Raw genomic sequence first — 23,576 nt, 5'->3', positions numbered from 1 at the left:
GCTCCCATCAACCCGCAAGGACCTGGCGTGACCGATGGCGCCGGTCACTTGGAACATGTTCCCGAAATTCGATGATCGTTCCGCTGGTCAGGGCGGCATCCGCGATCAGGGACCCGACGGGACTTTCGCACGCAGCCACACCGGCTTGCGCCAGGCAATCTCGGACGAGTTTCAGTTCGGTGGTCTCCAGCGCCACGTGAGCGAGCGCCGTTTCCGGCAGGCTGTGCGGTGCGTCGATGCCGATCCGATTGCGCAGCAATTCGTGTGTCGTTACCCGGATGGTCTGCCGACCCAGAACGTAGGAAAAATCAGTGGCAGAATTCCGGAAAGGCTGACCCAAGATAGGCTGGTAGCACTGGGCCACCGCAGCCGGATCCTTCGCCACGAGTGTCAGTTCGGCAATGCCGACCGTCCCGTTCGGATGATCCGCCAGGCCGGGTTTCCACACCAGTTCTCGGGTGTGATGTTGGCAGAGTGCAACCGTTGCGCCCGGATAGTCGTGATATCCCAAATGAATCGTGGCGAACCGAGCAGGAGCGGGCGAGCCGCAAGCATCGCTCGTCTCGCGCGAATACTGCTGGACACCTCCGTGCGACACTTGCCGATCATCCAGCACCAGTGCCGCATCGGCCAGATCTTCGGATGCCAGCGCGAGCAGCCAGAGTCCCTCGTGACTCTCCAGACGTTCCGCGATCAGGTAATTGCTCGATCGCAATTGTTCGACGGTAATCAACTCGAGATAGTCCGATCCGAACATCATCGTGTGGTTTGCCGTTCCGTATTGAGGGTGATGGCCGCGAGGCGCCAGATTGAAGCCTAGCCGTTCGTAATGCCGCGCGCTCTTGTCCAGATCGGCGACAAGTACGGCGACATGGTCGATCCCTTTTGCAACAGCCTCCATGCGCCCCTTCCTGCTATCCCGCGTAGCCGCGTCCTTTGGTCGGCAGGAATAGGACGCAGCCCGAAGGCCTTCCCCTAGGCATTCATGACGATCGCCTCGGCAGTGGCCGGATGCGGATGCTCGTGGTCAGGCGTGCGTGAGCCGCGCAAATCTGTTCTGCACTTGGGATCGGCAGGGGAAACGAACCGCGAGCAGGGGGCTCATGCGCGCGACCGAGGCGCGGGTGCAGCACCTGGTTCGATCCTCAAGGGGTGCCGGCGGGCGTCAATCCGGTTACATGTGCCGAACCGCTCAATCCCTGGAGGCCTGCCAGCCTGTTGAGGTCCGGGAGGAAGAAGTGTCTCTCCTCGCCCGCGGAAATCATGCTTTCCGCAAAAACGGTTCCATTCAGCGTGGGGGCAGCCGTGGTGAGCCGCACCAGTCCGCCCTGGACCGAAACCTGTGTCCCATCGGCGACAAGGGCAACGGCAAATTCGGAATCCGTCGCGTCCAACCTTCCGCCATTGGTCCACACCACGAATCTTCTGGCAGGATCGTCGGACACGTCGAACGATGCTCCTCCTGCGAGCACGTCGACGACTCTCTGGTCACCCCAATAGACGACCCGGATCTTCGAATTTGGCGATAGAGTGATCCGCGTGGCGTCGCTCAGGGTCACGAATTGGGCCTGTTCATCCGATACGTAGATCGTACCCGGTCTGATCAACACGGCCATCATCGCAAAGGCCAGGATGATGGGGCTGATCCATGCGGTTCGCACGGCCGTCCTGCTCGACAGCCTGGCAACTATCCCGCTGGCGAATTTCTGCCGACTTAGCGTGCTGATCACGTCATCGTGGTGCGCGGCCAATTCAGGGGTCGGGACGTCGTTCCAACTGCGCTCTATCTCCTCGAAGCATGCAAGGTGGGCGCTATCTTCGGCGAGCCACAAGCCGAATTCGATCTGGTCTTCCGAAGTTACATAATCGGCCTGGAGTCGTACGAACCAATGCGCGGCTTCGCGTTCTATGACGGCCCACCTTGCTGCACTGGTTGGTTCGTTTCGCATTTGTCAGACACTTGTCGTTCTTAGAAGGATGGAAGTGAAAGGATTTTAGATTTTTGAGCCAATGACGATTGCCAGACCCCAATTCCTAGGCAAATAAATTCAGAATTCAAACTACATCTCAATCATCCTGGCGGGCTCGTCTCAACTTCAGGAGGGCTTGGGCCATGTGGTACTCCACTGTCTTCGTGGTGACGGAAAGGGACCTGGCAATCTCGGAGTGGCTGAGCCCTTCGAAGCGATGCAACATGAAGACTCTTTTCGTCTTGGGGGGCAATATCTCGATAGCCTCCAGAACGCGTTGTGTCGTTTCGCGCGAAATCAACTGGTCGTCTTGCATGGGATCACTAGACGCGATCACTTCCGAATATGTATCGATGTCCGCCGCATAGGTGCCCATTCCGGCGCGGGCATCGCGTTGCCGTTTCCTTTGCAGGTCGATGACCAAGTTCGCCGCGATCTTGAACAAGAATGCCCTGGGCGCACCAATATGCAAGTCCTCGGGCACTTGGCCGACCTTGAGATAAACATCCTGCAAGGCGTCCTCCGCATCGTCCTTGTTTCGCAATCTGGCCAAGAGAAACGCGCGAAGGGCCGTGACATTTGAGTGAAATGTTTCCTCAAGCACGGCTGGTGTTCGCGACTGTCCCAATGAATGAACCTAGCTTACTTCTGCAGCGTAAAGCGCTTCGCTGCGGCCCGAGGTGCCAACATAGTACTCCGGCTTGAAGGAGTGCTCTTGCGTAGTGGCAGGTCGAAGACCGCCCGTCGAAAAGCCGACCAGAAGATTGCGAAAAAATCAACCGGCCGGCAGTCCATCGCGTAAGGTTAAGTGCGCGCTGGCATTTCGACAACCTTCTTTCGCGCAGCGCTTGTGCTACGCACAAAAGATGTCGCCGGTCGAACAGCTGCTTGGGGTTTCGGTCACGCGCTCGATTGCAGGGCGTCCGGTGGGGGTCGGCAATCTGCTTGCTGCTTTGGACGCGAGCCCGAAACTAGGGTCCTTGGACGCGCCAGCGTCATTACCACCAGACGCGGAAGCAATCGGCTTCCTGCCAAGATGCGATTGGTAGCTGAATGAGGGAGCGGGGAGATGGTCATCATGCAGGTCAGCAATTTGGGGTCCTTTATTGCTCGCCATCGAGCGGCGAAGCTGACATCCGCCGCCGCAGCCGCAATGATCGGTGCCGCATTCGCCGGTACGGCGCACGCGCAAACGGAAGCGGATCCGGCTGCACAACCTGAAGCTGGCGAGCAGGAAGGCCCCGTGATCATCGTCACGGCTCAGAAAAGAGCCGAGCGGCTGATCGATGTTCCGATCTCCATCGCGGCGCTCGACGAACGTGTCCTCGAACGAACCGGTGCCGCCACGATCGAGGACGTCGGTCGCAGCCTGGCGAACGTATCGCTGCCCGATGGATCGTTCGATTCCCGGCCCAAGATCACAATCCGCGGGGTGTTTTCGAATGTCCGCAACCTCGGCTTCGAAGACGGCGTGGTCGTGTATCTGGATCAAGTCCCGGTAGGGCGTCGCGAAGGGTTCGGGGTCCCTCTGGACGACATCGAGCGCGTGGAGGTGCTTCGCGGCCCTCAGGGGACGCTGTACGGCAAGAATAGCATATCTGGCGCTATCAACATCGTCAGTAAGAAGCCCGAATACGATGTGTTCGGTGGAACGGTCACCGCGCAGTATGGCAATTTCGACTTCTGGACGCTTCGGGGATCGGTCAACATCCCTCTGGTCGAAGGCCGGGCCGCTCTCAGAATCTCCGCCAACCACTCGCAGCGCGATGGCTTCATCACCAACGTCTTCGACGGTTCGCGTCTGGGGTCCAACAACGTCGACAATGTCCGCGCGCAGTTGCAGTTCGATGTCGGAGATTCGCTCACCGTGCTTCTCGCGGCCGATTATCTCGATGCGTTCAGCGAGCTGGCGCCCCAGGAACCCCTGAACGGTCCGGGGTTCGTGCCCGGGCCCTACACGGTGAATTTCAACGCGCCCGACAACTTCGAAGACAGGCAAACCGGTGGTGCCGCATTAACCCTCGACTACGAACTTGGGGGTGGCTTTTCATTGACGTCCATCACCGCTTACCGGTCGGCGAAAGTACGGCTGGCCTACGATCAGGATCTCTCGCCAGTGGATTTGTTCACGATCGACTTCCGCGACGAAGTCGAGCAATTCTCGCAGGAACTGAGGATTGCATCCCCCGGCGATGCGGAGTGGGGGACGTTCATAATCGGCGGTCAGTATTTTTGGCAGGAAGCGCGCTTCGATAGGCCGGTTCCCGGGGGCAGCGTATTTGGTGGCGAGCTGCTAGGATCGAATGTCGGCGAAGTGACCACTAAGACCTATGCCGTCTTCAGCCATGTCAACGTCAACCTGACCGATGCGCTGACGGCCTTCGGCGGCCTGAGATATACCTCGGATACGAAGGATAACGATTTCCGGCAGATTTTTTCCCCGACAGGAAGTGCGGTATTCCTTCTGCCCAGCATTCCGCGCACTCTTTCGAGCCGGACCGACAAGGAACTGACCTATACGCTGGGCACCCGCTATGCCCTGACACCCGATTCATCGATTTACGCAACGATCTCGACCGGTTTCAAGGGGGGTGGGTTCAACAACGATTTTGTCGTCGATACGAACCCCGATGGTTTCACATTCGAACCGGAGACCGCAACCAACTACGAAATCGGATACAAGGGGGTGTTCTTCGACCGAAGGATGTCGCTCAACGCAGCCATCTTCTATCTGGATTACCAGGACCTTCAGGTCAGCAATTTCAACGGGCTCTCCTTTGTCATCCGCAACGCGGCGAGCGCGCGCGCGCTGGGTGGCGAGATCGAGCTGACCGCAGAACCCGTCGATGACCTGATTCTATCGGGCAGTCTCGGCTACACCGATGCCGAATTTCGTGAGTATATTCTCCAACCGGGGGTCGATTTTTCCGGCAATCCACTGCTTCGTGCACCCGAATGGACGGCTTCCGCCGCGATCGACTACTCCTTCTACGTGACGGAACGCTTGCAGATTTCGCCGCGGGTCGATTTCACTTACGTGTCCGACCAATACTCCAATGCGGCGACGATCCCGAGCAACTTCATTCCGTCCTCGTCGTTATTCAACGCCCGCATCGGTTTCGGCCCCGACGACGATTCGTGGAAATTGTCCGCCTGGGTCAAGAACCTAACCGATCAAGTCGTCATCGAAGATGCGTTCCCTTTCGTGGGTGCGGATGTCGTGAATTACACTCCGCCAAGGACCTACGGGATCGATGCGACCTTCAGCTTCTGAGCAAGCCGCAGCCGACGTCGCTTCGGGCCAGGCCCCGCACTTCCGAACATGATTGCAGCGAGAGGCACCCAGATGCTCGACGAGCACCTCATCGAGAAGATCTGTTCGGCCGTCGAGGACGGTTACGATGAGCAGTTGAGATTGACCGCAGAAACGATCCGGGTGCCATCTCTCTCGGGCCGGGAAAGCGCGGCACAGGATATCGTCTCCGCGGCGATGGCAGATCTCGGCCTCGAGGTCGATCGTTGGCAGGCTGAACTCGAGAGCGTTCTCGGCCATCCGGGGAGCTCTCCGCCGGCCCAGGGCATTTCCGGCGATCGGCTCGACTGCGTGGTGGGGTCGGTTTCCACGGAGCGGTCCGAGGGTCGATCCCTCATACTGAACGGGCATATCGATGTCGTGCCGCCCGGCGACATCGGCCGCTGGAGCACGCCCCCCTACGAGCCGGTCGAGCGCGACGGCTGGCTCTACGGGCGCGGCAGTGCCGACATGAAGTCTGGAGTAATAGCGTGTCTTGGCGCTTATCGTGCACTGCTCGCAGCAGGCGTCCAGCCCGCATCGCCCCTGCACATCGAATCGGTTGCGGAGGAAGAGTGCACCGGAAACGGCACGGTCGCCTGCCTGATGCGTGGATACCAGGCCGATCTTGCTGTCATCCCGGAGCCCTCCGGCGAACAGATCGTCCGCGCCCAGGCGGGCGTGCTGTGGCTGCATGTCGATGTTCCCGGCGACCCCCAGCATGCATCGGGCAGCGCAGGCTTCGGTTCCAGTGCGGTCGACAACGCACTTCTGATCGCCGACGGCATTCGCGCCCTCCAGCCCGAATGGAATGCGCTGAAGGGTGAACACGCGCCGTTCGATTCGATCGAGAACCCCATCAACATCAATCTTGGCATGATTTCCGGGGGGGATTGGGTTTCCAGCGTGCCGAGCCAATGCGCGATCAGCCTGCGGGTCGGATTGTTTCCCGGGTGGTCACTCGAGGATACGGTCGCTCAGATCCGCCGAAGGGTGGAAGATATCGCAGAGGCGAACGATTTCCTGGCGGAACACCGTCCGGTTCTGCGCGAAGGTGGTTTCAAGGCGCGAGGCTATGTCGTGACGGATGCGGAAGAGCCCTGGAACCTGCTGATCGATTGCCATCGGGCGATCGCCGGGGCCGCACCGGAAGAGCTCCTTACGCCAGCTACGTCGGACGCCCGCACATTCGGCCTCTACGGTGGCTTTCCGGCACTAGTCTACGGCGCCCGGGGAAGGAACATCCACTCTTTCGATGAGGCTGTCGACCTCGACTCCTTGAAGCGTGTGACGAAGGTCCTGGCGCTGTTCATCGCGCGATGGTGCGGTGTGCGCGGGATCGAGCGGAGGCAAATGTAGGACGCCATGGGTATGAAAGCTGTAGTGCTGCACCGGCACGGTGATAATGACGCATTCGTCCTCGAGGATAATTTCCCCAGGCCCGAACCCGGTACGGAAGACTTGCTCATCCGTGTCCGCGCAACTTCGCTCAATTATCACGACATATTCACTCGGCGAGGCATGCCCGGCATCGATCTGGAGTTTCCGCTGATCGTGGGATGCGATGTGGCCGGCGAAGTCGTGGAAGTCGGCGAGGAAGTCGATGGCTGGCGTCCCGGCGATAGAGTGTTGTTCGACCCGATAAACCGAACGCAATTCGGGATGATCGGGGAGACGACCCCCGGCGGGCTGGCCGAGTTTATGGTCGCGCCCGCGCATCAGGCATTGGCCATTCCGAAAGGAGTTTCATTCGACGAAGCCGCCTGCCTGCCCATGGCATACGCAACTGCCTATCGGATGATGGTGGCAAGAGGCAAAATTTCCCGCGGGGAGAAAGTGGTGATCCTGGGCGCAAGCGGAGGGGTCGGGACGGCGTGTGTACAGATCGCGATGCTCATGGGGGCGGAAGTCGTGGCTTGTGCCAGCTCGGCCGATAAGCTCGATCGTCTGGCTGAACTCGGCGCACACCATCTGGTCGATTACACCCGGCGCCCCTTCCGTGAGCAGGTCATCGAACTTTTCGGAAAACCGAACGTGTTCGGCACCGGCGGCGGCGCGGACGTGATCGTCAACTTCACCGGTGGTGACACATGGGTCGAATCGCTGAAATGTCTCGCGAAGGGGGGGCGTGTCCTCACCTGCGGTGCGACCGCAGGCTACGCCCCGAAAACGGACCTGCGCTACATCTGGAGCTTCGAGCAGACTATCGTGGGTTCCAATGGCTGGTTGCGCGAAGACATCGCCGCCCTGATGGTTCACCTCGAGCGCAAGGAGATCTTCCCGGCGATATCCACGAGGAAGCCGTTGGAGGAGGCGGTCGAGGCGATGGAATTGCTCGAAAGCCGTTCCACTTTCGGAAAGATCGTGATTACGCAATGACAGAGCCCTTCGACATAGAAGCAGCGCAGGCCATCCTGCAGCGATCGCCCTTCTATGCTCACCTTGGCATCAGCTTGGACGCCATTGCGGTGGAGGAGGGAAAAGCGACTTTTTCCATCCAAGCTGAACGTCATTTTGCACGCTTGCCCGAAGGCGAACAATATCACGGCGGCATCTTGCTAGCCTTGGCCGACACGGCCGGAGCTGCTCTCCTCGGAATGCTGTACGAGCGCCCGATCGCCACAATCGATTTGCGGTTAGACTTCATGGCCCCGGCAGACGGTGGAGAGTTGATCGCTAATGCAGTAGCGAGACAATTGGGGCGTACGGTAAACTTGGTGGATATCGAGATCGTGAATGGCGAGAGGATCGTTGGTCTGGCGCGATGCAGATATGCGACGCCACGTGATGCAGCGCGACCTGCCGTGAAAATCGACCACAATGCTGGAAAATCAGGTAAGGGCAGCATCGATGCATCGGAATAATGCGACCGAAATGGGCCCGAACACATTCACGAAACATGTCGATGACCGGCAGGCCAATTACATCCTTTTCGTCTTGTTCCTGACCTGTACGTTCAACTACGCGGATCGGCAGATTCTGGCGATTTTGATGCAGCCGATTTCGGAAACGATGCAGCTTTCCGATACGCAATTGGGGCTCCTGTCCGGTCTTGCCTTCGCGATATTCTACACGACCTTCGGGATACCGATCGCCCGGCTTGCCGACCGGGGAAATCGCGTAAGGATCATCGGATGCTCGGTTGCAGCATGGAGCTTCATGACTGCGCTGTGCGGCACGGCGGCGAACTTCACCCAGCTCCTCCTCTACAGGATCGGCGTGTCCATCGGCGAAGCCGGAGCATCCCCGCCCGCACAGGCAATGATCGCCGACTACTTTCCGCCCTCCAAGAGGGCCACGGCCATGGCAATCTTCTCGCTGGGCATGCCCGCAGGGTTGCTGGTCGGCTACCTGGTTGGCGGATGGGTCAACCAACTGTTCGGCTGGCGCGCTGCCTTCGTTGCCATGGGTGTCCCCGGACTGTTTCTCGCCGCACTCGTTTTCGCGACTGTCCGAGACATCCCGACCAGACAGGGGAATGCCGGGTCGAAAATCGCAACGCTGAAACCTCGCGAGGTTGCCAATATCGTGTTCGGCGCGTCGTCCATTCGATACGTCATAGCGGGATGTTCGGCGGCATCGTTCGTCTCTTATGGCGTCGGTCAATGGATCCCGACCTATTTGATCCGAACCTACGGAATGGGAACGGGAGAGGTTGGAACCTGGCTCGCACTCATTATCGGTTCGATGGCCGGAGCAGGGATATTCCTCGGCGGCTACATCTCCGATCGCCTGGGAGCCATCGACAAGCGCTGGTATGTTCGATTTCCCGCCTATGCCTTGCTGCTGTCCGTACCCTTCGCCGTGCTTTTCGCCCTGGCGCCGAGCAAGGGTATCGCGCTGGCTGCCCTGTTTCCCGTTACCTTTCTCGGTTACGTGTACATGGGGCCCGCACTCTCGATCATTCAGGGCATCGTGCCGCACAATGCGCGCGCAACGGCCTCGGCGGTTTTGCTGCTGGTCACCAATCTCGTCGGGCTCGGCCTGGGGCCATTGGCGATCGGCATTCTGAGCGATCTCATGCAGCCGTCGGTGGGAACGGACAGTCTGCGCTATGCCTTGCTGGCCGGGCTGATCCTCTACATCGTCAGTGCCGCTTTGCTCTGGCGCGCCGGTCGCAGTCTGCGTGAGGAGCTGGTCGAGACGGACTAGCTTGGCCCGATTGCGGGAGTGAATGACGCGATGCGCTGACTAGGGTTGTCACCAAACCGAACGTCTCACCAGCGACCTTCTTGAAACGGGATGCGCTGAGATGGACGAACTCCACTTCGATGGCAAAGCTGTGATCGTCACTGGTGCGGGGACCGGACTGGGCCGCGCGCACGCGCTTGAGTTCGCGAGGCGAGGGGCCAAAGTTCTGGTCAACGATTTGGGCACCGACAGTACCGGATCAGGCCGCAGTAGCACCTCGGCGGACGAAGTCGTCGACACGATCCGCGCCGCCGGCGGAATTGCGGAAGCGGACTATCACTCGGTCGAGCATGGCGAGGCGATAGTCGGGCGTGCGCTCGATCACTTCCAGCGCGTGGACGTTCTCGTGAACAATGCGGGAATCCTGCGCGATCGCTCGTTCAAGAAGCAGACAGACGACGAATGGGACCTCGTATACCGCGTCCATCTGCTCGGCGCAGCGCGCGTGACCAAGGCGGCGTGGCCGCACATGATGGCACAGGGGAACGGCCGGGTCATCTTCACCTCCTCTGCTGCCGGGATCTACGGAAACTTCGGGCAAGCGAACTACAGTGCGGCGAAACTCGGCGTCCTGGGTCTCGCCAACACGCTTGCCGTCGAGGGCCAATCCAAGAATATCCTGGTGAACACCATCGCGCCGGTCGCCGCTTCGAGAATGCTCGCGACCGTCTTGCCAGACGAAGTCACTTCGGTCCTCGATCCAACACTGATCAGCCCGCTCGTCGCCTATCTCTGCCACGATACCTCCAACGAAACCGGCGGATTGTTCGAGGTCGGCGGTGGCTGGATCGCGAAACTTCGGTGGCAGCGATCCCAAGGCGCCGACATAGGGCGCAACGGTGAGATGACGGCCGAGGGCGTCGCTGCAAGTTGGGACGAGATCGTCGCATTCGACCGGGCAGAGTTTCCCAGCGCGATCCAGGACACATTCGAGAAGCTCGAACAAATCACCTCGCACCCATTCGATTGGGTCAATTGATCGCGGAAAGACCACCCATGAACAAAAATGTCGTTGTTGCCGGGGTCGGCATGAGCCGCTTCCACAAGCCCAGCGAAGGCAAGAGCTATGTTGCGCTGGCTCAAGATGCGATCGAAGCCGCCTTCGGTCACGCAGGTCTCGGCGATTACTCGCTGATCGGGCAAATCTATGCCGGCTATGTCTACGGCGAGAGCTGCTCCGGACAAGCTGCGGTCTACGAGACCGGCCTGTCCGGCGTTCCAATCACGAATGTGAACAACAATTGCTCGACGGGCTCAACGGCCCTTTTCCTGGCAAGGCAGGCTGTCGCGAGCGGGTCTGCGGACTGCGCTCTGGCAGTCGGTTTCGAGCAGATGCCGCCAGGTGCCTTGGGCACGGCCTGGACGGATCGGGTCAATCCGCTCGTCAGGTTCAAGGCCGCCATGAGCGAAATCCAAGGTGAGGCCGACGCGCCTCCGGCAGCGCAATTGTTCGGCGGCGCCGGCCGCGAACACATGGAGCTTTATGGCACTCGACGGGAGACCTTCGCCAAGATCGCCCTCAAAGCTCGTCGCCACGCGAAGAACAACCCCAATGCGGTCTTCCGCGACGACTTGTCGCTCGAGCAGATACTGTCGTCTCCACCGATCTTCGATCCTTTGACCCGCCTGCAATGCTGCCCCCCCACTTGCGGCGCAGCCGCCGCGCTCGTTTGTTCTGCAGAGTTCGCCCGCCGCCATGGCCTCGACGGTTCGGTGCAGATCATCGGCCAGACAATGACGACCGACACTCGCAGCAGTTTCGACAGCGGCAGCATGATGAATGTCGTGGGCTACGACATGGCTGTAAGGGCGTCGCACTCCCTTTACGACGAAGCGGGAGTGGGGCCGCAAGACGTGGACGTTGTCGAACTCCACGACTGCTTCACGACCAATGAACTGTTGAGTTACGAGGCGATTGGGCTTGTGCCTCAGGGCCAGTCCGAACGCTTCGTCGAAGATGGCGACAACACCTATGGCGGACAGGTCGTTGTCAACCCTTCCGGTGGCCTTCTGTCCAAGGGCCATCCGCTGGGCGCAACCGGCCTTGCCCAATGCGCCGAACTCGTCTGGCAGCTACGCGATCAGGCAGAAGCACGTCAGGTATCCGGCGCCCGCACAGCGTTGCAGCACAATCTGGGTGTCGGAGGTGCTTGTGTCATGACGATGTACCAGCGGGTCCATTGAGCATGCCGAAAGCGTCTCAATTTCGGCAAGTGGCCGAAGTCGACCATGCGCAGGTCAGGCTCTATTGCACTGCAATCGGAGAAAGCGGTGCCATCCATCGGGACCGTGCGGAGGCGATCCGTTCGGGTTTTCGCGACATCCCCACTCCGGAGGCTTTTGCTTTCTGCATCGGCATGGATGAGCAGCCCCTGATGGAGATAGCAGAGGTTCTGGGGCTGGATCCGGGCCGTACGCTCCACGCGGAACAGACGTTTGCATTTCACAGCACGCTTTGTGTGGGCGATGTGGTCGAGATTACGACCGAGCTGGACAGGATCTTCGAGCGCAAGGGAGGGCTCTTGCGGTTTGCCAGACTGAAAAGAACCTTGCGAGATACGACCACCGGTTCGCTCGTCAACGAGCAGACCATTCTCCTGGTGGAGGTCGGGCGAGAATGACGAAGGGATCCGATCCGAGCCCTGAAGTGGGAAGCCGCCTGCCGACTCTTCGATTGCCTCCCTTGAGCCGGACGACGTTGGCGCTTTATGCGGGCGGTTCCGGTGACCACAACCCTTTGCACATCGACACCGACTTCGCGAGGCGCGAAGGAGGTCGAACCGATGTGATCGGTCACGGAATGCTGACCGTCGCCTACCTGGCTCGCGCCATCACCGCGTGGCGCCATGCCGCTGCCCTGAAAAGCCTGACCACGCGTTTCGTCGCTCCAACCGCGCCGGGGGACTCGATCAGATGCGAGGCCACGGTGGTGGCCCTTTCCCAGGATGGGCAGCAACGTATTGCCCATGTTTCGCTTCGCGCAGTTCGGGGAGCCGACGAAACCCTTGCGACTGCTGAAGCGGCTGTCGTCCTGCGTTGAGCGGAAAGCGATGCGGGTCGTAGTCCTGGGTGCGGGTGTCGTCGGCGTAACCTCGGCCTATTATCTGAAGAAGGCGGGATTCGATGTCACGGTCCTCGACCGGCAATCCGGCCCGGCATTGGAGACCAGCTATGCCAATGCCGGAGAAATCTCGCCGGGCTATGCATCTCCCTGGGCCACTCCCGGCTTGCCGAGGAAAGTGGTCAAATGGATGCTGATGAAGGATTCGCCGCTCGCCGTCCGTCCTTCGCTCGATCCGGCCATGTGGCGCTGGATGCTCGAAATGCTGCAGAACTGCACCACGGAACACTACGCCATCAACAAGCGCAGAATGCTTCGCCTCGCGGCTTTCAGCCGAGAGGAGCTGGCAAGGCTGTGCGGCGAGCTGACGATCGATTTCGATTTTCGCTCCCTTGGCACGCTACAGCTCTTTCGTACACAGCGCGAGCTGGACTCCAGCGCAGAGGACGTGGAGGCATTGCGTGCATGCGGGGTCGAGTTCGAGCTGCTCGATCGCCAAGGATGTGTGGAGGCCGAACCGGGTCTGTCGGGTGCGATCGGAACCATCGCCGGGGGACTGCGGCTCCCCGGCGACCAAACCGGCGACTGTCACAAGTTTACACGCGAGCTCGCCGCAAGGCTGACGGACATGGGCACCGAATTCCTTTACGACACCCAGGTCGTCTCGATCGATTGCAGAGACGGGCGCATTGATTGCGTCAATACCGACGAAGGGCCGGTAAGGGGTGATCTGTATCTGTCCGCTCTTGCCAGCTTCACCCCGAAGCTGCTGAAACCTCTCGACATCCGTCTGCCGATCTATCCGGTAAAGGGCTATTCTATCACCGTGCCCGTGGAAGACCACGAAAACGCACCGGCCTCGACTATTCTGGATGATCGCTACAAGGTAGCGATCACAAGGCTCGGCAACCGCATTCGTGTCGGCGGGATGGCAGAAATCTCCGGCTTCGACCGGACGCTGCACCGGGGGCGTGAAGGCACTCTGAGGCGCTCGCTCGAAGAGCTGTTCCCGCGCGCCGCCACCGAGGTGGACGATCGTCGCTTCTGGACCGGGCTGCGCCCGATGACCCCGGACGGCCCGCCCATAATCGGCCCAACACCGATCCCCAACCTCTTCATCAACGCCGGCCATGGTACGCTCGGCTGGACAATGGCATGCGGTTCGGGAAACCTGGTCGCCGCGATGATGGCTGGCGATGAACCCTGCATCGATCCGGAAGGCCTGACACTCATGCGCTATGGATGATCTACCCTGGCCGAGCGACGCGTTGCCGGGGGCGGTCCGGACGGACTGTCTTGAAGCGCTAGGGAAAACCTATCCGCAACGTCTAATCATAGGCTGCGTCTTGCGGATTGATTGGGCGAAAATATGAAGAACCTTCCATTGTCGTGCCCCATGGTCGAAACACTGGCTTCCATCGCGATACTCGTCTTGCTTGCGTGGCCTTCTCCAGCCCTCGCGCAGGAAATGTCGCTGCCGTCGACCGAGCTGGAGCAGGCCACCCGGCCTGGCACGATCCAGTTCGATCGCCATTCGAAACATGTGGATGACCAGTTCCGGATCTATGTGGGGCTGCCGGAATCCTATGAGGAAGGGGCGCAGGAATCCTTTGCAACCCTGTATGTCCTCGATGCCAATGGATTCTTCGAAACGGCTCTGGACGCCGTCAGACGTATCGAATCCACCTCCAACGGGTCGCAGACCATTGTCGTGGGCGTTGGCTATCCGGTGCAAGATTTTCGGAAGACATGGGCTTTGCGGGCACGAGACTACGGGCCGGCTCCGGATCCGACGCATTTCTACAATGTCATGGTCGAACAGCTGCTCGGCGCCCAGCCGGCGGAGAACAAAGGTGGCGGGGCACGCCGATTTCTCGAGTTTCTCGAAGAAGAGCTGATTCCCGAGATTGAAGCGGAGTTTCGCGTCAGGCCCGACGATCGAACGATATTGGGCACCTCGCTCGGCGGCACGTTCGCGCTCTACACCTTGTTCGAAAATCCCGCGCTGTTCGACAATTACATCGTCGGCAGCCCCGCGCTGTCATGGGGAGGTGGTTTCCTCGCCGAGCAAGAAAGACGGCTTTGGGCAGAGAAGGACTCAATCGAGGCGAGGGTCTATATGGCGATCGGTGCGAACGAAGGTCCGGGAGTGGCCGAGCTGTTCGGTATGGGAGCAGCCCTGCGACGATACGATGCTCTGGACCTTGAGATCGAAGTCTTCGAGGGCGAAAACCACATCTCCGTCGTCCCCCTCATCGTCAACGGCGGCGTCGCGGCAATTTATCGAGATGAGATGCGCGAATGATGCCGTAGCGGGGGAATGCTCCGCTCGCTCGCTCGCACATCATGCCATCCCACGATCGGCGGTGGATCGCCGGGCGCGGGCCGTTCAGAATCTCCTTCGTTCGAACCCCTGGCGGAATGCCGGCTACCCGGGACGCCGCGCCCGTGCGTGAACGAAGCGAATAACTCGCGCGCGGACCAGAGTCGGTCCCGCAATCCCCAAGTCACGCGCGGCTCCCGCCCGACCTCGCGAGAATGCTGCGGTCCGATCCCCGGAACGCGCGCCGATCACTAGGGCAGGCCGCTTCGGCTTCGTCATGACTGAGAACGGCAACAAATTGGTATGTCTATGTCTGGCGCTTTGCAAAGTGATGTTCGGGAGCAGGAATTCGGGCGCGACGGCGGCGATTTCGGGACGCTTCCGCGTGAGGTCGACGAATATTCCCGGCGTGCACGCGAGCTCGTCGGCACGTCGACGACGATCGATATGATGACGCTGATCGCGATGCAGCACGAGCACGCGTTTCACTGGATGTTCGGCGAAAACGGGATGTCGGCGGCAACCCTGCGCTGCTTCAAGCTGTCGGGTATCGACGTCCTCCATCATCACCTCCCGATCGAGGGGGCCGGCGCCTACGAAAACGTTCTTGCCTTCCTTGCAGCCTGGAACGGTTTCTTCGCTCGTTATGGCGAGCATTTCGCCCGCATCGTCAAGCCCGGGGACATCGCCGAGGCGCGCCGACAGGGCAAGATCGGCGTCATTCTCGGAGTGCAGAACGCCGATCACTTTCGCACGGCCGACGACGTGGAACTGCTCTACGATCTCGGCCTTCGGGTCTCGATGCTGACTTACAATGTCCAGAACCGGCTGGGTTCCGGCAGCTTGGAACGAAGCGAGGGTGGGCTGAGCCACTTCGGCGCCGAAGTCATTGCGCAAATGAATGCCAAGGGCATGCTAGTCGACGCATCGCACTGCAACGAGCGAACGACCCGCGATGCCATCGAAGTGTGCGATGGGCCGATGGCGATCACCCATTCCAACTGTCGCGCGATCACGGACCATCCGCGCACCAAATCGGACGATATCATCGTGAGCCTCGCAGCAAAGGGCGGGGTGTTCGGCATCACCGGGATCAGGAACTTCGTCGGTACCGAGCCGGTTGGCATCGGTAAGCTGGTCGATCATATCGACCATGTCATCCAGCTTGTCGGGGTCGAACATGTCGGGATTGGTTCCGACGCCGGGCTGACTGGTTGGGATGCTCTTCCGCAAGCAGCGCATGACGAGTTCAGGGCCGGATTTCCCGCGGATTATCTCTCGGACAAGGTGGACATCGAGGGATTCGACCATCCCCTGAAGTTCTTCGATCTCGCTGAAGCTCTGATCGGGCGCGGCTATTCCGATGCGGATATCGCACTGATTCTGGGAGGTAATTTCGAGCGCCTGGTAGACAGCGTTTGGCGCTGAACCCGCGACGAAGGAACGGCTCGAACGAAGGGGCGCCCGATGCAGATCACGCAATTGCTTTCACGTACGGAACAACTGCATGGCGATGCCACTGCGACCATTTGCTCCGATCGCAAGCGTAGCTGGAGCGAGCTTGCGCGGAATGTGCGCTGCATAGCTGCGGGGCTCAGGGAGGCAGGTGCGGTTCCCGGCGACCGGATCGCCATAATCTCGCAAAATTCGGATCACTACATCGATCTCTACTTCGCGGTGCCCTGGATCGGTGCGGTCATGGTTCCGCTGAATACCCGGTGGAGCGTTCCCGAGTTGGCCGATTGTCTCGACGATTGTCAGCCCACCTTCGTCTTGTACGATTGCTCCTCCGCCTCGATTGTTCCGTCGCTCATCGAGCAGTGCTCCTCGGCAATTCGCAAGCTGGATATCGTCAGCCTTTGTCGTTCGAGCGGAACAAAGGCCATATGCCCGCCCTTTCGGCGCAAAGACGATGCGATGGCCGGGATCTTCTATACCGGAGGAACTACCGGTCGATCCAAAGGCGTTATCCTGAGCGAACGCAACCTGATGGCGAACGCGCTAACGACTGCTCTCGAATTCGGTTACCGGGCTGACACTGTCTATCTGCACTCGGCGCCGATGTTTCATCTCGGGGATGGCGCCTCGACCTATGCGGTCTCGATGATGGGCGGCGCGCATGCGATCCTGCAGACATTCCACCCCCGCGACTTCCTGGCGACCGTTCAGAAACATGCGGTGACCCATGCAATGCTTGCGCCCACCATGATTCAGTCCGTTCTGGACGATGACGCTTTCGCGTGCACCGATACGCAAAGCCTGCAGCGGCTGATCTACGGTACCTCACCGATGCCGCCCCGCTTGCTCGAGGATGCCTTGGCAGCCTTGCCCGGGACTGGGTTCGTGCAAGGCTATGGAATGACGGAATTGTCTCCCCTGGCTACTGTCCTGAGCCCTGCCGAGCATTTGACGTCGACCCGCCGTCTACGTTCGGCGGGCCGCCCCGCCTACGGGGTGGACGTGCAAGTTGTCGGGCCGGAGGGCATCGAGCTCGACGCAGGGGATGTCGGCGAAATCCGGGTCCGAGGCGCAAATGTGATGCAGGGCTATTGGCGCAGACCCGACGAAACCGCCGCTGCGCTGAGGGACGGTTGGATGCACACCGGCGATTGCGGCTACTTTGATCGGGACGGATTCCTGTACGTCGTGGATCGATTGAAAGACATGATCATCACCGGCGGTGAGAACGTGTATTCGATCGAGGTGGAAAACGCCCTCACCAGCCACCCGGCTGTCGCTCAATGCGCGGTTATAGGCGTACCACATCGGAAATGGGGCGAGGCGGTACTGGCCGTCGTCGTCCCGAACGAGCACCAGCCGGCAATAGATCAGGCCGCTCTCATCGATCACTGCCGCAACATCATCGCTGGCTACAAATTGCCCAAGGGCATCTGCTTCGCTTCGGGTTCGCTTCCCGTAAACGCGGCGGGCAAGGTCCTGAAATCGGAGCTCAAACAAATCTACGAAGACTACTTCGCGAACCAGCGAGAGGTGGCCGACTAATGCAGCACGACCTGCTCTACCATGACTATTTCGACTATTACGCCCGCGTGAACCCTGCGGGCGAATTCGCCGTATTCAAGGATGAAAGCTGGACCTACGGCCACGCGTTCGAGCGCGCCAACCGGCTCGCCAATGCGCTTCTGGCAACCGGACTCGGCCCGGGCGATCGGTTTGCATATCTATCGAAAAACTCTTCTGACATGGTCATCGCGTTCATCGCTGCGTCGAAAGCAGGGCTGGTACTCGTGCCGCTCAACTACCGCCTGGCGGCGGCCGAGCTGGCATTCGTCATCGATGACTGCGAAGCCGTGCTGGTCCTGGCCCAGGGCGATTACTGCGCTTTGCTCGACGAAATCCGGACCGAAATCCCCCGCGTCGAAACATTTGTCGCTATCGGCGGGCAAACGGACGATTGGATCGACTATGACTCTTTCATCGAAGAACAGCCGACGGTTCCGCCAAGCGTAGACCCGGTCGGCGACCCTCCACTGTATCAGATGTATACCAGTGGAACCACGGGACGCCCCAAGGGCGCCGTCATCCACCAGCGTTCGGTCATGGCCAATCTCGTGCAGAATCGCTCATCGGTCGAGACTCCGGGCAAACGCGGCATGCGCGTGCTTATCTGCACTCCGCTCTACCATGCGGCAGGGGCCATAATGGTCGGCGGGGTTATCGGTATTGGTGCCTCGCTGGTGATCCACGAGGATTTCGATCCCCACGCAGTGGCCAGATCCTTCGCCGAGGACCGTATCGCGGGCGCGAACTTCGTGCCTGCCATGATCCAGAGCCTGCTGGTGAACGTGCCCGATCTCGCCGATCGCAATTATCCCGACCTCGTCCAGATCAGCTACGGAGCATCGCCCATCGCGGAAGAGACATTGCGCCGGGCGATGGAGATATTCGACTGTGAATTCTACCAGTCGTTCGGCCAGACCGAATCCACCGCTACTTTGACCATGCTGAACCACAGCGACCATCTTGCGGCGTTGAATGGTCGGCCCGAAATCCTGCGGTCCTGCGGCAGGCCGGTGATGGGCACGCACATTCGTACGGTGGACGAAAAAGGGAACCCCCAAGACACCGGTTGCGTCGGCGAACTCGTCGCGTCGGGGCCGCAGCTTATGGCCGGATACTGGAACCTTCCGGAAGCAACCGAGGCGACTCTTCGGGGCGAGTGGCTGTTTACCGGAGATGTTGGCCGCGTGGACGAGGATGGCTACGTCTACCTGCTAGACCGCAAGAACGACGTCATCGTATCCGGAGGGGAAAACGTCTATCCCCAAGAGGTCGAAAATGCCCTGTACGGGCATCCGGCGATCTCCGAGGTCAGCGTCGTCGGCGTGCCCGATGAAAAGTTCGGCGAGGCTGTGCTTGCCTGTGTCGTGCTGAAAGCTGCCAGAACCGTCGAGCCCGATGATCTGGTTTCGTTCTGTCGCGACAGGCTGGCCGGTTACAAGATCCCCCGCAAGGTCGCTTTTCTCGACGAGCTGCCCCGCAATGCGACCGGCAAGGTCCTGAAGAACGACCTTCGCGCGCCATACTGGGAAGGTCGAAGTCGAAATGTCAGCTGACACGCCCGAGCCCGTTTTCAACATCATTCCGGAAATCGCCGCGGTCGACGATGAACTCAGGCGATGGCGCCATGCACTTCACGCCAACCCCGAGTTGGCATTCAAGGAATACGATACCAGCGCATTCGTTGCCGAGAAGTTGCGCAGTTTTGGCGTGGAGACAGCGACCGGGCTGGGTGGAACCGGCGTGGTGGGAGTGCTCCGCAAAGGTACCAGCAACGCAAGCATCGGGTTACGCGCCGATCTCGATGCCCTGGCGATTCAGGAGGCGACCGGCTTGCCGCACCAGTCTCGCAACGACGGTGTGATGCATGCCTGCGGGCATGACGGGCATAGCGTGATGCTGATCGCAGCTGCACGCTATCTTGCAGAGCGCGGAACGTTCGACGGTACGGTCTACTTCATTTTCCAACCCGCGGAGGAAAACGAAGGCGGAGCCCAGGCGATGATTGACGGGGGGCTTTTCGCTCAGTTTCCCTGCGATGCCATCTATGCGATCCACAATGCGCCGGGCGCCCCCTTCGGAGCCGTGGCAACACGGCCCGGGGCGTTTCTCGCCTCGATGGATATGTTCGAGTTGATCGTTCGAGACACGGGGGGACATGCCGCTACGCCCCACCTTTGCCGAGACACGATCATGGCTGCGATTCAGGTCGCAACGGCGTGGCAGACTATCGTCAGCCGGCAAGTGCCGGCCAGCGATTCGGCCGTGGTGAGCATCACACAGTTTCAGGCCGGCGAAACCTGGAACGCATTGCCCGGCGAAGCCGTGCTGCGCGGGACGGTTCGGACCCATTGCCCCGAGACCCAGGCCATGATCGAAAGGGAGCTCAGGAACATGGCAGAAAATATCTGCTCTGCCATGGGGGTGGATTGCTCGTTTTCCTACGATCGACGATATCCCCCCCTCATCAATTCGCCTGCCGAAACCAAGCGTGCCGTGGACGTGGCGGCTCAGATCGTGCCGCAGTCCCACATCTACGACAATGCGCCGGCGGTCATGGGGTCCGACGATTTCGCCGCCATGCTTCAAGAGCGCCCCGGGTGTTACTTCTGGCTTGGATCCGGCGATTCAGGCGATTCGCGGATGCTTCACGACCCTCGCTACGATTTCGAAGATCGGCTTCTGCCCATCGGGGCGTCGATCTGGGTACGCATGGCGGAAGCGATGCTGCCCAAGGCGGTCTAGCCATGAACCCGGACAATTCGGCCGAGCCGTGCTCGCGTAACTACGTGCACTGGACGAAGATCAGGCCACTCGTATCGGATATCGATTTCAACGGCCATGTGAACCACATCGCCATTCTGCGCTATTTCGAGCACGCTCGCCTAGCGGTTCCCCTTCGCGCGGATTCCTTGCCTGGCGATGCCGCATACCTCTTGGCGAGGATCGAAGCGGATTTCACCGGCGAGGTGCTCCTGGACTCGCTCGTTGAAATCGGCATGCGGATTTCCCGGATCCGTCGAACATCGCTCGTTCTGGAGCAAGTTCTCACCATTGGGGACGCCACTTCGGCGAAATCGCTCTGCACCTTCGTAAAGGTCGATCCGGCAAGTCGAGCGCCGACTGCATTCACCGCGCAAGACATGCCAAGGTTCGGTTTCGACGCTTCGGTCTTCGATACTGCCGCCTCGAGGCCGCAAGGCTGAACCGGTTTTCAGCCGACCGTCCGCGCGTGCGGAACCCACGCAAGCCGCCGATCCGGTCACGCCCGCTTCACCGCCTGCCGATACTCGGCTTCAAGTCGTTCGACCAAAGTAGCCACGGGGGGTGTGTCGTTGCACGATCCGACGCCCTGGCCGGCTCCGAGTATGTCGGTCCAAGCCTTCTGCCCCCTGGGTGCTTCGCCAAAGTCGCCGCGGGCACGGTCCTGCAGGTTTTCCGGGTCGAGCCCCGCCCGAATGATGCTCTCCTTGAGAAACATGGCCGGTGCGCCTGAAAAAGCGGCCGTGTGGACGACATCGTCCGCCCTGGCGTCAACGATCATCTGCTTATACGCATCGTTTGCCATGCTCTCCCTGGTGCAGATGAAACGTGTTCCCATGTAAGCCATATCCGCGCCCGCGACCCGGGCGGCCGCGATATCTTTGCCCGTCGAAAGGCAACCGGCCAGGACGATGAAGCCATCGAAGAACTCCCTCACTTCGGCAAGGAAGGCAAAGGGGTTCATGGTCATCGAATGGCCACCACCGCCAGCCGAGATCAAGACCAGCCCATCGACGCCAGCGGCCGCGGCTTTGCGCGCATGCGCGACGGTGCCGACATCGTGAAAGACCATGCCGCCATAGCCATGCACTTGCTCGACCAGATCCGGGACGGCACCAATCGACGTGATGACCAGGGGAACCCGATGTTTCACGCAAATCGCAAGATCGTCGTTCAAACGGGCATTCGTCTTGTGCGCGATGAGGTTTACCCCGAAGGGCGCGGGAGCCGTCTGCCCCGGTGATCCCAGCTCGCGTTCGATCTTAACGAGCATCTCCTCGAACGCGGCCGAAGTGCGTCCGTTCAACGCGGGGAAGGTCCCGACGATTCCGGCCTTGCCCGCTGCGATCACGAGTTCGGGCCCGGAAACCAGGAACATCGGGGCCGCAATGACCGGCAGCCTGAGTTGCGAGAAAAAGTCGGTCCGATCGGGCATGTCGTTCGCCCCTTCCCTGAGACAGCAAGTGGAGGTTCATTCGCAAGATTGCGATACCCACGACGCGAGCGGATGGGCTTTCCCCAGTGGATAGTGGAAGATTGCCGGCGCTGCATTCCGCTTCCTAGGGTCGCGCCAGATGACCGCGTCTGTATGCCAGGAAGCGATTAGGTCAGAGAGCACGCATGTCGGAAGCCGCAACAAATGCCAGCCTGGCCGCACGGCGGAAAGCCAGTATCCCGCGAGGAATCTCGACCGCGCATTCGATCTTCGCCGATCGGGCTGAGAATTCCGAATTGTGGGATGTCGAAGGGCGGCGCTTCATCGATTTCGCAAGCGGGATTGCGGTTCTCAACACGGGGCACCGGCATTCGCGCGTCATGGATGCGGCCATCGGCCAGACCGAAAGGCTGACCCATGCCGCATTCCAGGTTACGGGATACGAGCCCTATGTCGCTCTCGCGGAAAGGCTCAATTCGATCGCACCGTTCGATGGCGAGGCGAAGACGCTCTTATTGACCACTGGGGCCGAGGCCGTCGAGAATGCGGTCAAGATCGCGCGTGCGGCTACGGGGCGCTCCGGAGTGGTCGCCTGCATGGGCGGCTTCCATGGGCGCACCCTCTACAGCCTTGGGCTAACCGGAAAGGTCAGGCCCTACAAGGAAGGCTTCGGTCCCTTCCCTGCGAACATCTTTCACATACCGTTCCCTTCCGTGAGCCTCGGTATTGACGCATCCGATGCCTTGGCTGCGCTGGAACGGCTCTTCAGGGTCGAGGTCCCCGCGAACGACGTAGCAGCGATCATCGTCGAACCGGTGCTCGGCGAGGGTGGCTACTGCGCCGCCGACCCGGTTTTCCTGGCCGCCATACGCGATCTGTGCAGCAAGCATGGCATCGTCATGATCGCAGATGAGATCCAGACGGGATTTGCGCGTACGGGGCGAATGTTCGCTGTCGAGCACTTCGGGATCGAGCCCGATCTGGTCACTGTCGCGAAGGGCCTGGGCGGCGGCTTCCCATTGGCCGGGGTGATCGGTCGCTCCACCCTGATGGATGCCGCGGGTCCGGGCGGCCTGGGCGGAACCTTCGCAGGAAACCCTGTATCGTGTCGCGCCGCGCTGGCCGTATTGGACGTAATTGCGGATGAGGATCTCCTCGCCCGCAGCTCAATGCTCGGGGCGCAGATGCGGCACCACCTGGAAAGCATCAAGGCCGAGGCCCCGCATCCGGTCATCGAGGAGATCCGCGGCTTGGGCGCAATGGTCGCATTCGACATCGTCGAACCCGGCAAGCCACACCGGCCCGATGCCCGGGCCACACGCCTTTTCGTCGAGAACGCACTCGAGCGCGGGTTGATACTCCTGTCGTGCGGCATGCACGGAAATACCATTCGGCTCATGCCTGCGCTTACCCTTGCTGACGATGTCTTGAAGGAAGCCATGGCCACGATCCGCGATGTTCACTTGGCGGTCTTGCCCGATAGCGATAACCGAAGGTGAAATGTCCCGGGAAGGAGGTAG

The 23,576-nt window shown here is 60.5% G+C and carries 21 protein-coding genes; 17 read left to right on the top strand and 4 right to left on the bottom strand.

The window, feature by feature from the left end; genetic code table 11:
• Positions 1 to 7 precede the first annotated feature (7 nt).
• The 3 genes from ASS64_RS13890 to ASS64_RS13880 form a co-directional block, all read right to left on the bottom strand.
• On the bottom strand, positions 8 to 901 hold the full coding sequence (locus ASS64_RS13890; protein WP_067695786.1) for a VOC family protein: 894 nt from the start codon (positions 899 to 901) through the stop codon (positions 8 to 10).
• 244 nt (positions 902 to 1,145) lie between these two features.
• Positions 1,146 to 1,949, bottom strand: a complete 804-nt coding sequence (locus ASS64_RS13885) for a FecR domain-containing protein (RefSeq protein WP_067695783.1) — start codon at positions 1,947 to 1,949, stop codon at positions 1,146 to 1,148.
• 118 nt (positions 1,950 to 2,067) lie between these two features.
• Entirely contained in the window at positions 2,068 to 2,574 is a 507-nt protein-coding gene (locus ASS64_RS13880; protein ID WP_198147723.1) for an RNA polymerase sigma factor, read from the bottom strand.
• Positions 2,575 to 3,123: 549 nt separating this feature from the next.
• Between ASS64_RS13880 and ASS64_RS13875 the strand changes: the two genes are divergently transcribed.
• The 16 genes from ASS64_RS13875 to ASS64_RS13800 all read left to right on the top strand — a co-directional run bounded on the left by ASS64_RS13875 (position 3,124) and on the right by ASS64_RS13800 (position 21,064).
• Positions 3,124 to 5,244: a TonB-dependent receptor gene (locus ASS64_RS13875; protein WP_198147722.1), complete on the top strand. Its 2,121-nt coding sequence runs from the start codon at positions 3,124 to 3,126 to the stop codon at positions 5,242 to 5,244.
• A 72-nt stretch (positions 5,245 to 5,316) separates the two neighbouring features.
• Positions 5,317 to 6,621, top strand: coding sequence for an ArgE/DapE family deacylase (locus tag ASS64_RS13870; RefSeq protein WP_067695774.1), 1,305 nt, complete (start codon positions 5,317 to 5,319; stop codon positions 6,619 to 6,621).
• Between the two features lie 12 nt (positions 6,622 to 6,633).
• Positions 6,634 to 7,641 carry a zinc-binding dehydrogenase gene (locus ASS64_RS13865; RefSeq protein WP_067695771.1) on the top strand — a complete coding sequence of 336 codons (1,008 nt, stop codon included), beginning with the start codon at positions 6,634 to 6,636 and terminating at the stop codon, positions 7,639 to 7,641.
• Positions 7,638 to 8,126, top strand: coding sequence for a PaaI family thioesterase (locus ASS64_RS13860; RefSeq protein ID WP_067695768.1), 489 nt, complete (start codon positions 7,638 to 7,640; stop codon positions 8,124 to 8,126). The genes ASS64_RS13865 and ASS64_RS13860 overlap by 4 nt, the downstream gene beginning before the upstream one ends.
• Positions 8,113 to 9,414: an MFS transporter gene (locus ASS64_RS13855; RefSeq protein ID WP_067695765.1), complete on the top strand. Its 1,302-nt coding sequence runs from the start codon at positions 8,113 to 8,115 to the stop codon at positions 9,412 to 9,414. The genes ASS64_RS13860 and ASS64_RS13855 overlap by 14 nt, the downstream gene beginning before the upstream one ends.
• Before the next feature lie 100 nt (positions 9,415 to 9,514).
• Positions 9,515 to 10,432 carry an SDR family oxidoreductase gene (locus tag ASS64_RS13850; protein WP_067695762.1) on the top strand — a complete coding sequence of 306 codons (918 nt, stop codon included), beginning with the start codon at positions 9,515 to 9,517 and terminating at the stop codon, positions 10,430 to 10,432.
• Positions 10,433 to 10,449: 17 nt separating this feature from the next.
• Positions 10,450 to 11,637 (top strand): lipid-transfer protein, encoded by a 1,188-nt coding sequence (locus tag ASS64_RS13845; protein WP_067695759.1) that lies wholly within the window; start codon positions 10,450 to 10,452, stop codon positions 11,635 to 11,637.
• Between the two features lie 29 nt (positions 11,638 to 11,666).
• Positions 11,667 to 12,074 carry a MaoC family dehydratase N-terminal domain-containing protein gene (locus ASS64_RS13840; RefSeq protein WP_067695756.1) on the top strand — a complete coding sequence of 136 codons (408 nt, stop codon included), beginning with the start codon at positions 11,667 to 11,669 and terminating at the stop codon, positions 12,072 to 12,074.
• A complete protein-coding gene (locus ASS64_RS13835; RefSeq protein ID WP_083508383.1) occupies positions 12,071 to 12,493 on the top strand; it encodes a MaoC/PaaZ C-terminal domain-containing protein in 423 nt (140 codons plus the stop codon). Before ASS64_RS13840 ends, ASS64_RS13835 begins: the two co-directional genes overlap by 4 nt.
• A 10-nt stretch (positions 12,494 to 12,503) precedes the next feature.
• Positions 12,504 to 13,760, top strand: a complete 1,257-nt coding sequence (locus tag ASS64_RS13830; protein WP_067695750.1) for a D-amino acid dehydrogenase — start codon at positions 12,504 to 12,506, stop codon at positions 13,758 to 13,760.
• 150 nt (positions 13,761 to 13,910) lie between these two features.
• Positions 13,911 to 14,819: an alpha/beta hydrolase gene (locus tag ASS64_RS13825; protein WP_067695747.1), complete on the top strand. Its 909-nt coding sequence runs from the start codon at positions 13,911 to 13,913 to the stop codon at positions 14,817 to 14,819.
• Positions 14,820 to 15,146: 327 nt separating this feature from the next.
• Positions 15,147 to 16,265 carry a dipeptidase gene (locus ASS64_RS13820; RefSeq protein WP_067695745.1) on the top strand — a complete coding sequence of 373 codons (1,119 nt, stop codon included), beginning with the start codon at positions 15,147 to 15,149 and terminating at the stop codon, positions 16,263 to 16,265.
• A 39-nt stretch (positions 16,266 to 16,304) separates the two neighbouring features.
• Positions 16,305 to 17,840: a long-chain fatty acid--CoA ligase gene (locus ASS64_RS13815; RefSeq protein ID WP_067695742.1), complete on the top strand. Its 1,536-nt coding sequence runs from the start codon at positions 16,305 to 16,307 to the stop codon at positions 17,838 to 17,840.
• Positions 17,840 to 19,414 (top strand): long-chain-fatty-acid--CoA ligase, encoded by a 1,575-nt coding sequence (locus tag ASS64_RS13810; RefSeq protein WP_067695739.1) that lies wholly within the window; start codon positions 17,840 to 17,842, stop codon positions 19,412 to 19,414. Before ASS64_RS13815 ends, ASS64_RS13810 begins: the two co-directional genes overlap by 1 nt.
• Complete coding sequence (locus ASS64_RS13805) at positions 19,404 to 20,603, top strand: M20 aminoacylase family protein (RefSeq protein ID WP_067695736.1); 1,200 nt, start codon at positions 19,404 to 19,406, stop codon at positions 20,601 to 20,603. Before ASS64_RS13810 ends, ASS64_RS13805 begins: the two co-directional genes overlap by 11 nt.
• Positions 20,604 to 20,605: 2 nt before the next feature.
• Positions 20,606 to 21,064 (top strand): thioesterase family protein, encoded by a 459-nt coding sequence (locus tag ASS64_RS13800; RefSeq protein ID WP_067695733.1) that lies wholly within the window; start codon positions 20,606 to 20,608, stop codon positions 21,062 to 21,064.
• 56 nt (positions 21,065 to 21,120) lie between these two features.
• On the opposite strand, the gene ASS64_RS13795 is transcribed toward ASS64_RS13800, so the two are convergent.
• Positions 21,121 to 22,056: a nitronate monooxygenase family protein gene (locus tag ASS64_RS13795; protein WP_067695730.1), complete on the bottom strand. Its 936-nt coding sequence runs from the start codon at positions 22,054 to 22,056 to the stop codon at positions 21,121 to 21,123.
• A 185-nt stretch (positions 22,057 to 22,241) separates the two neighbouring features.
• Here ASS64_RS13795 and gabT point away from each other — a divergent pair, with 185 nt between their 5' ends.
• Positions 22,242 to 23,555 (top strand): 4-aminobutyrate--2-oxoglutarate transaminase, encoded by a 1,314-nt coding sequence (gene gabT / locus ASS64_RS13790; protein ID WP_067695727.1) that lies wholly within the window; start codon positions 22,242 to 22,244, stop codon positions 23,553 to 23,555.
• Positions 23,556 to 23,576: the final 21 nt, after the last annotated feature.

The organism is Erythrobacter sp. AP23 (assembly GCF_001542855.1).
Lineage (GTDB): Bacteria > Pseudomonadota > Alphaproteobacteria > Sphingomonadales > Sphingomonadaceae > Qipengyuania.
The sequence above is the reverse complement of the archived record's forward strand: the minus strand, read 5'-3'. Positions and strand labels throughout refer to the sequence as shown.

Coding starts and splice junctions, on each gene's coding strand:
- ASS64_RS13825 (WP_067695747.1), top strand. CDS start 13,911: ATGGTCGAAACACTGGCTTCCATCGCGATACTCGTCTTGCTTGCGTGG.
- gabT (WP_067695727.1), top strand. CDS start 22,242: ATGTCGGAAGCCGCAACAAATGCCAGCCTGGCCGCACGGCGGAAAGCC.
- ASS64_RS13870 (WP_067695774.1), top strand. CDS start 5,317: ATGCTCGACGAGCACCTCATCGAGAAGATCTGTTCGGCCGTCGAGGAC.
- ASS64_RS13830 (WP_067695750.1), top strand. CDS start 12,504: ATGCGGGTCGTAGTCCTGGGTGCGGGTGTCGTCGGCGTAACCTCGGCC.
- ASS64_RS13795 (WP_067695730.1), bottom strand. CDS start 22,056: ATGCCCGATCGGACCGACTTTTTCTCGCAACTCAGGCTGCCGGTCATT.
- ASS64_RS13890 (WP_067695786.1), bottom strand. CDS start 901: ATGGAGGCTGTTGCAAAAGGGATCGACCATGTCGCCGTACTTGTCGCC.
- ASS64_RS13820 (WP_067695745.1), top strand. CDS start 15,147: ATGTCTGGCGCTTTGCAAAGTGATGTTCGGGAGCAGGAATTCGGGCGC.
- ASS64_RS13860 (WP_067695768.1), top strand. CDS start 7,638: ATGACAGAGCCCTTCGACATAGAAGCAGCGCAGGCCATCCTGCAGCGA.
- ASS64_RS13810 (WP_067695739.1), top strand. CDS start 17,840: ATGCAGCACGACCTGCTCTACCATGACTATTTCGACTATTACGCCCGC.
- ASS64_RS13865 (WP_067695771.1), top strand. CDS start 6,634: ATGAAAGCTGTAGTGCTGCACCGGCACGGTGATAATGACGCATTCGTC.
- ASS64_RS13835 (WP_083508383.1), top strand. CDS start 12,071: ATGACGAAGGGATCCGATCCGAGCCCTGAAGTGGGAAGCCGCCTGCCG.
- ASS64_RS13800 (WP_067695733.1), top strand. CDS start 20,606: ATGAACCCGGACAATTCGGCCGAGCCGTGCTCGCGTAACTACGTGCAC.
- ASS64_RS13875 (WP_198147722.1), top strand. CDS start 3,124: ATGATCGGTGCCGCATTCGCCGGTACGGCGCACGCGCAAACGGAAGCG.
- ASS64_RS13815 (WP_067695742.1), top strand. CDS start 16,305: ATGCAGATCACGCAATTGCTTTCACGTACGGAACAACTGCATGGCGAT.
- ASS64_RS13855 (WP_067695765.1), top strand. CDS start 8,113: ATGCATCGGAATAATGCGACCGAAATGGGCCCGAACACATTCACGAAA.
- ASS64_RS13845 (WP_067695759.1), top strand. CDS start 10,450: ATGAACAAAAATGTCGTTGTTGCCGGGGTCGGCATGAGCCGCTTCCAC.
- ASS64_RS13850 (WP_067695762.1), top strand. CDS start 9,515: ATGGACGAACTCCACTTCGATGGCAAAGCTGTGATCGTCACTGGTGCG.
- ASS64_RS13885 (WP_067695783.1), bottom strand. CDS start 1,949: ATGCGAAACGAACCAACCAGTGCAGCAAGGTGGGCCGTCATAGAACGC.
- ASS64_RS13805 (WP_067695736.1), top strand. CDS start 19,404: ATGTCAGCTGACACGCCCGAGCCCGTTTTCAACATCATTCCGGAAATC.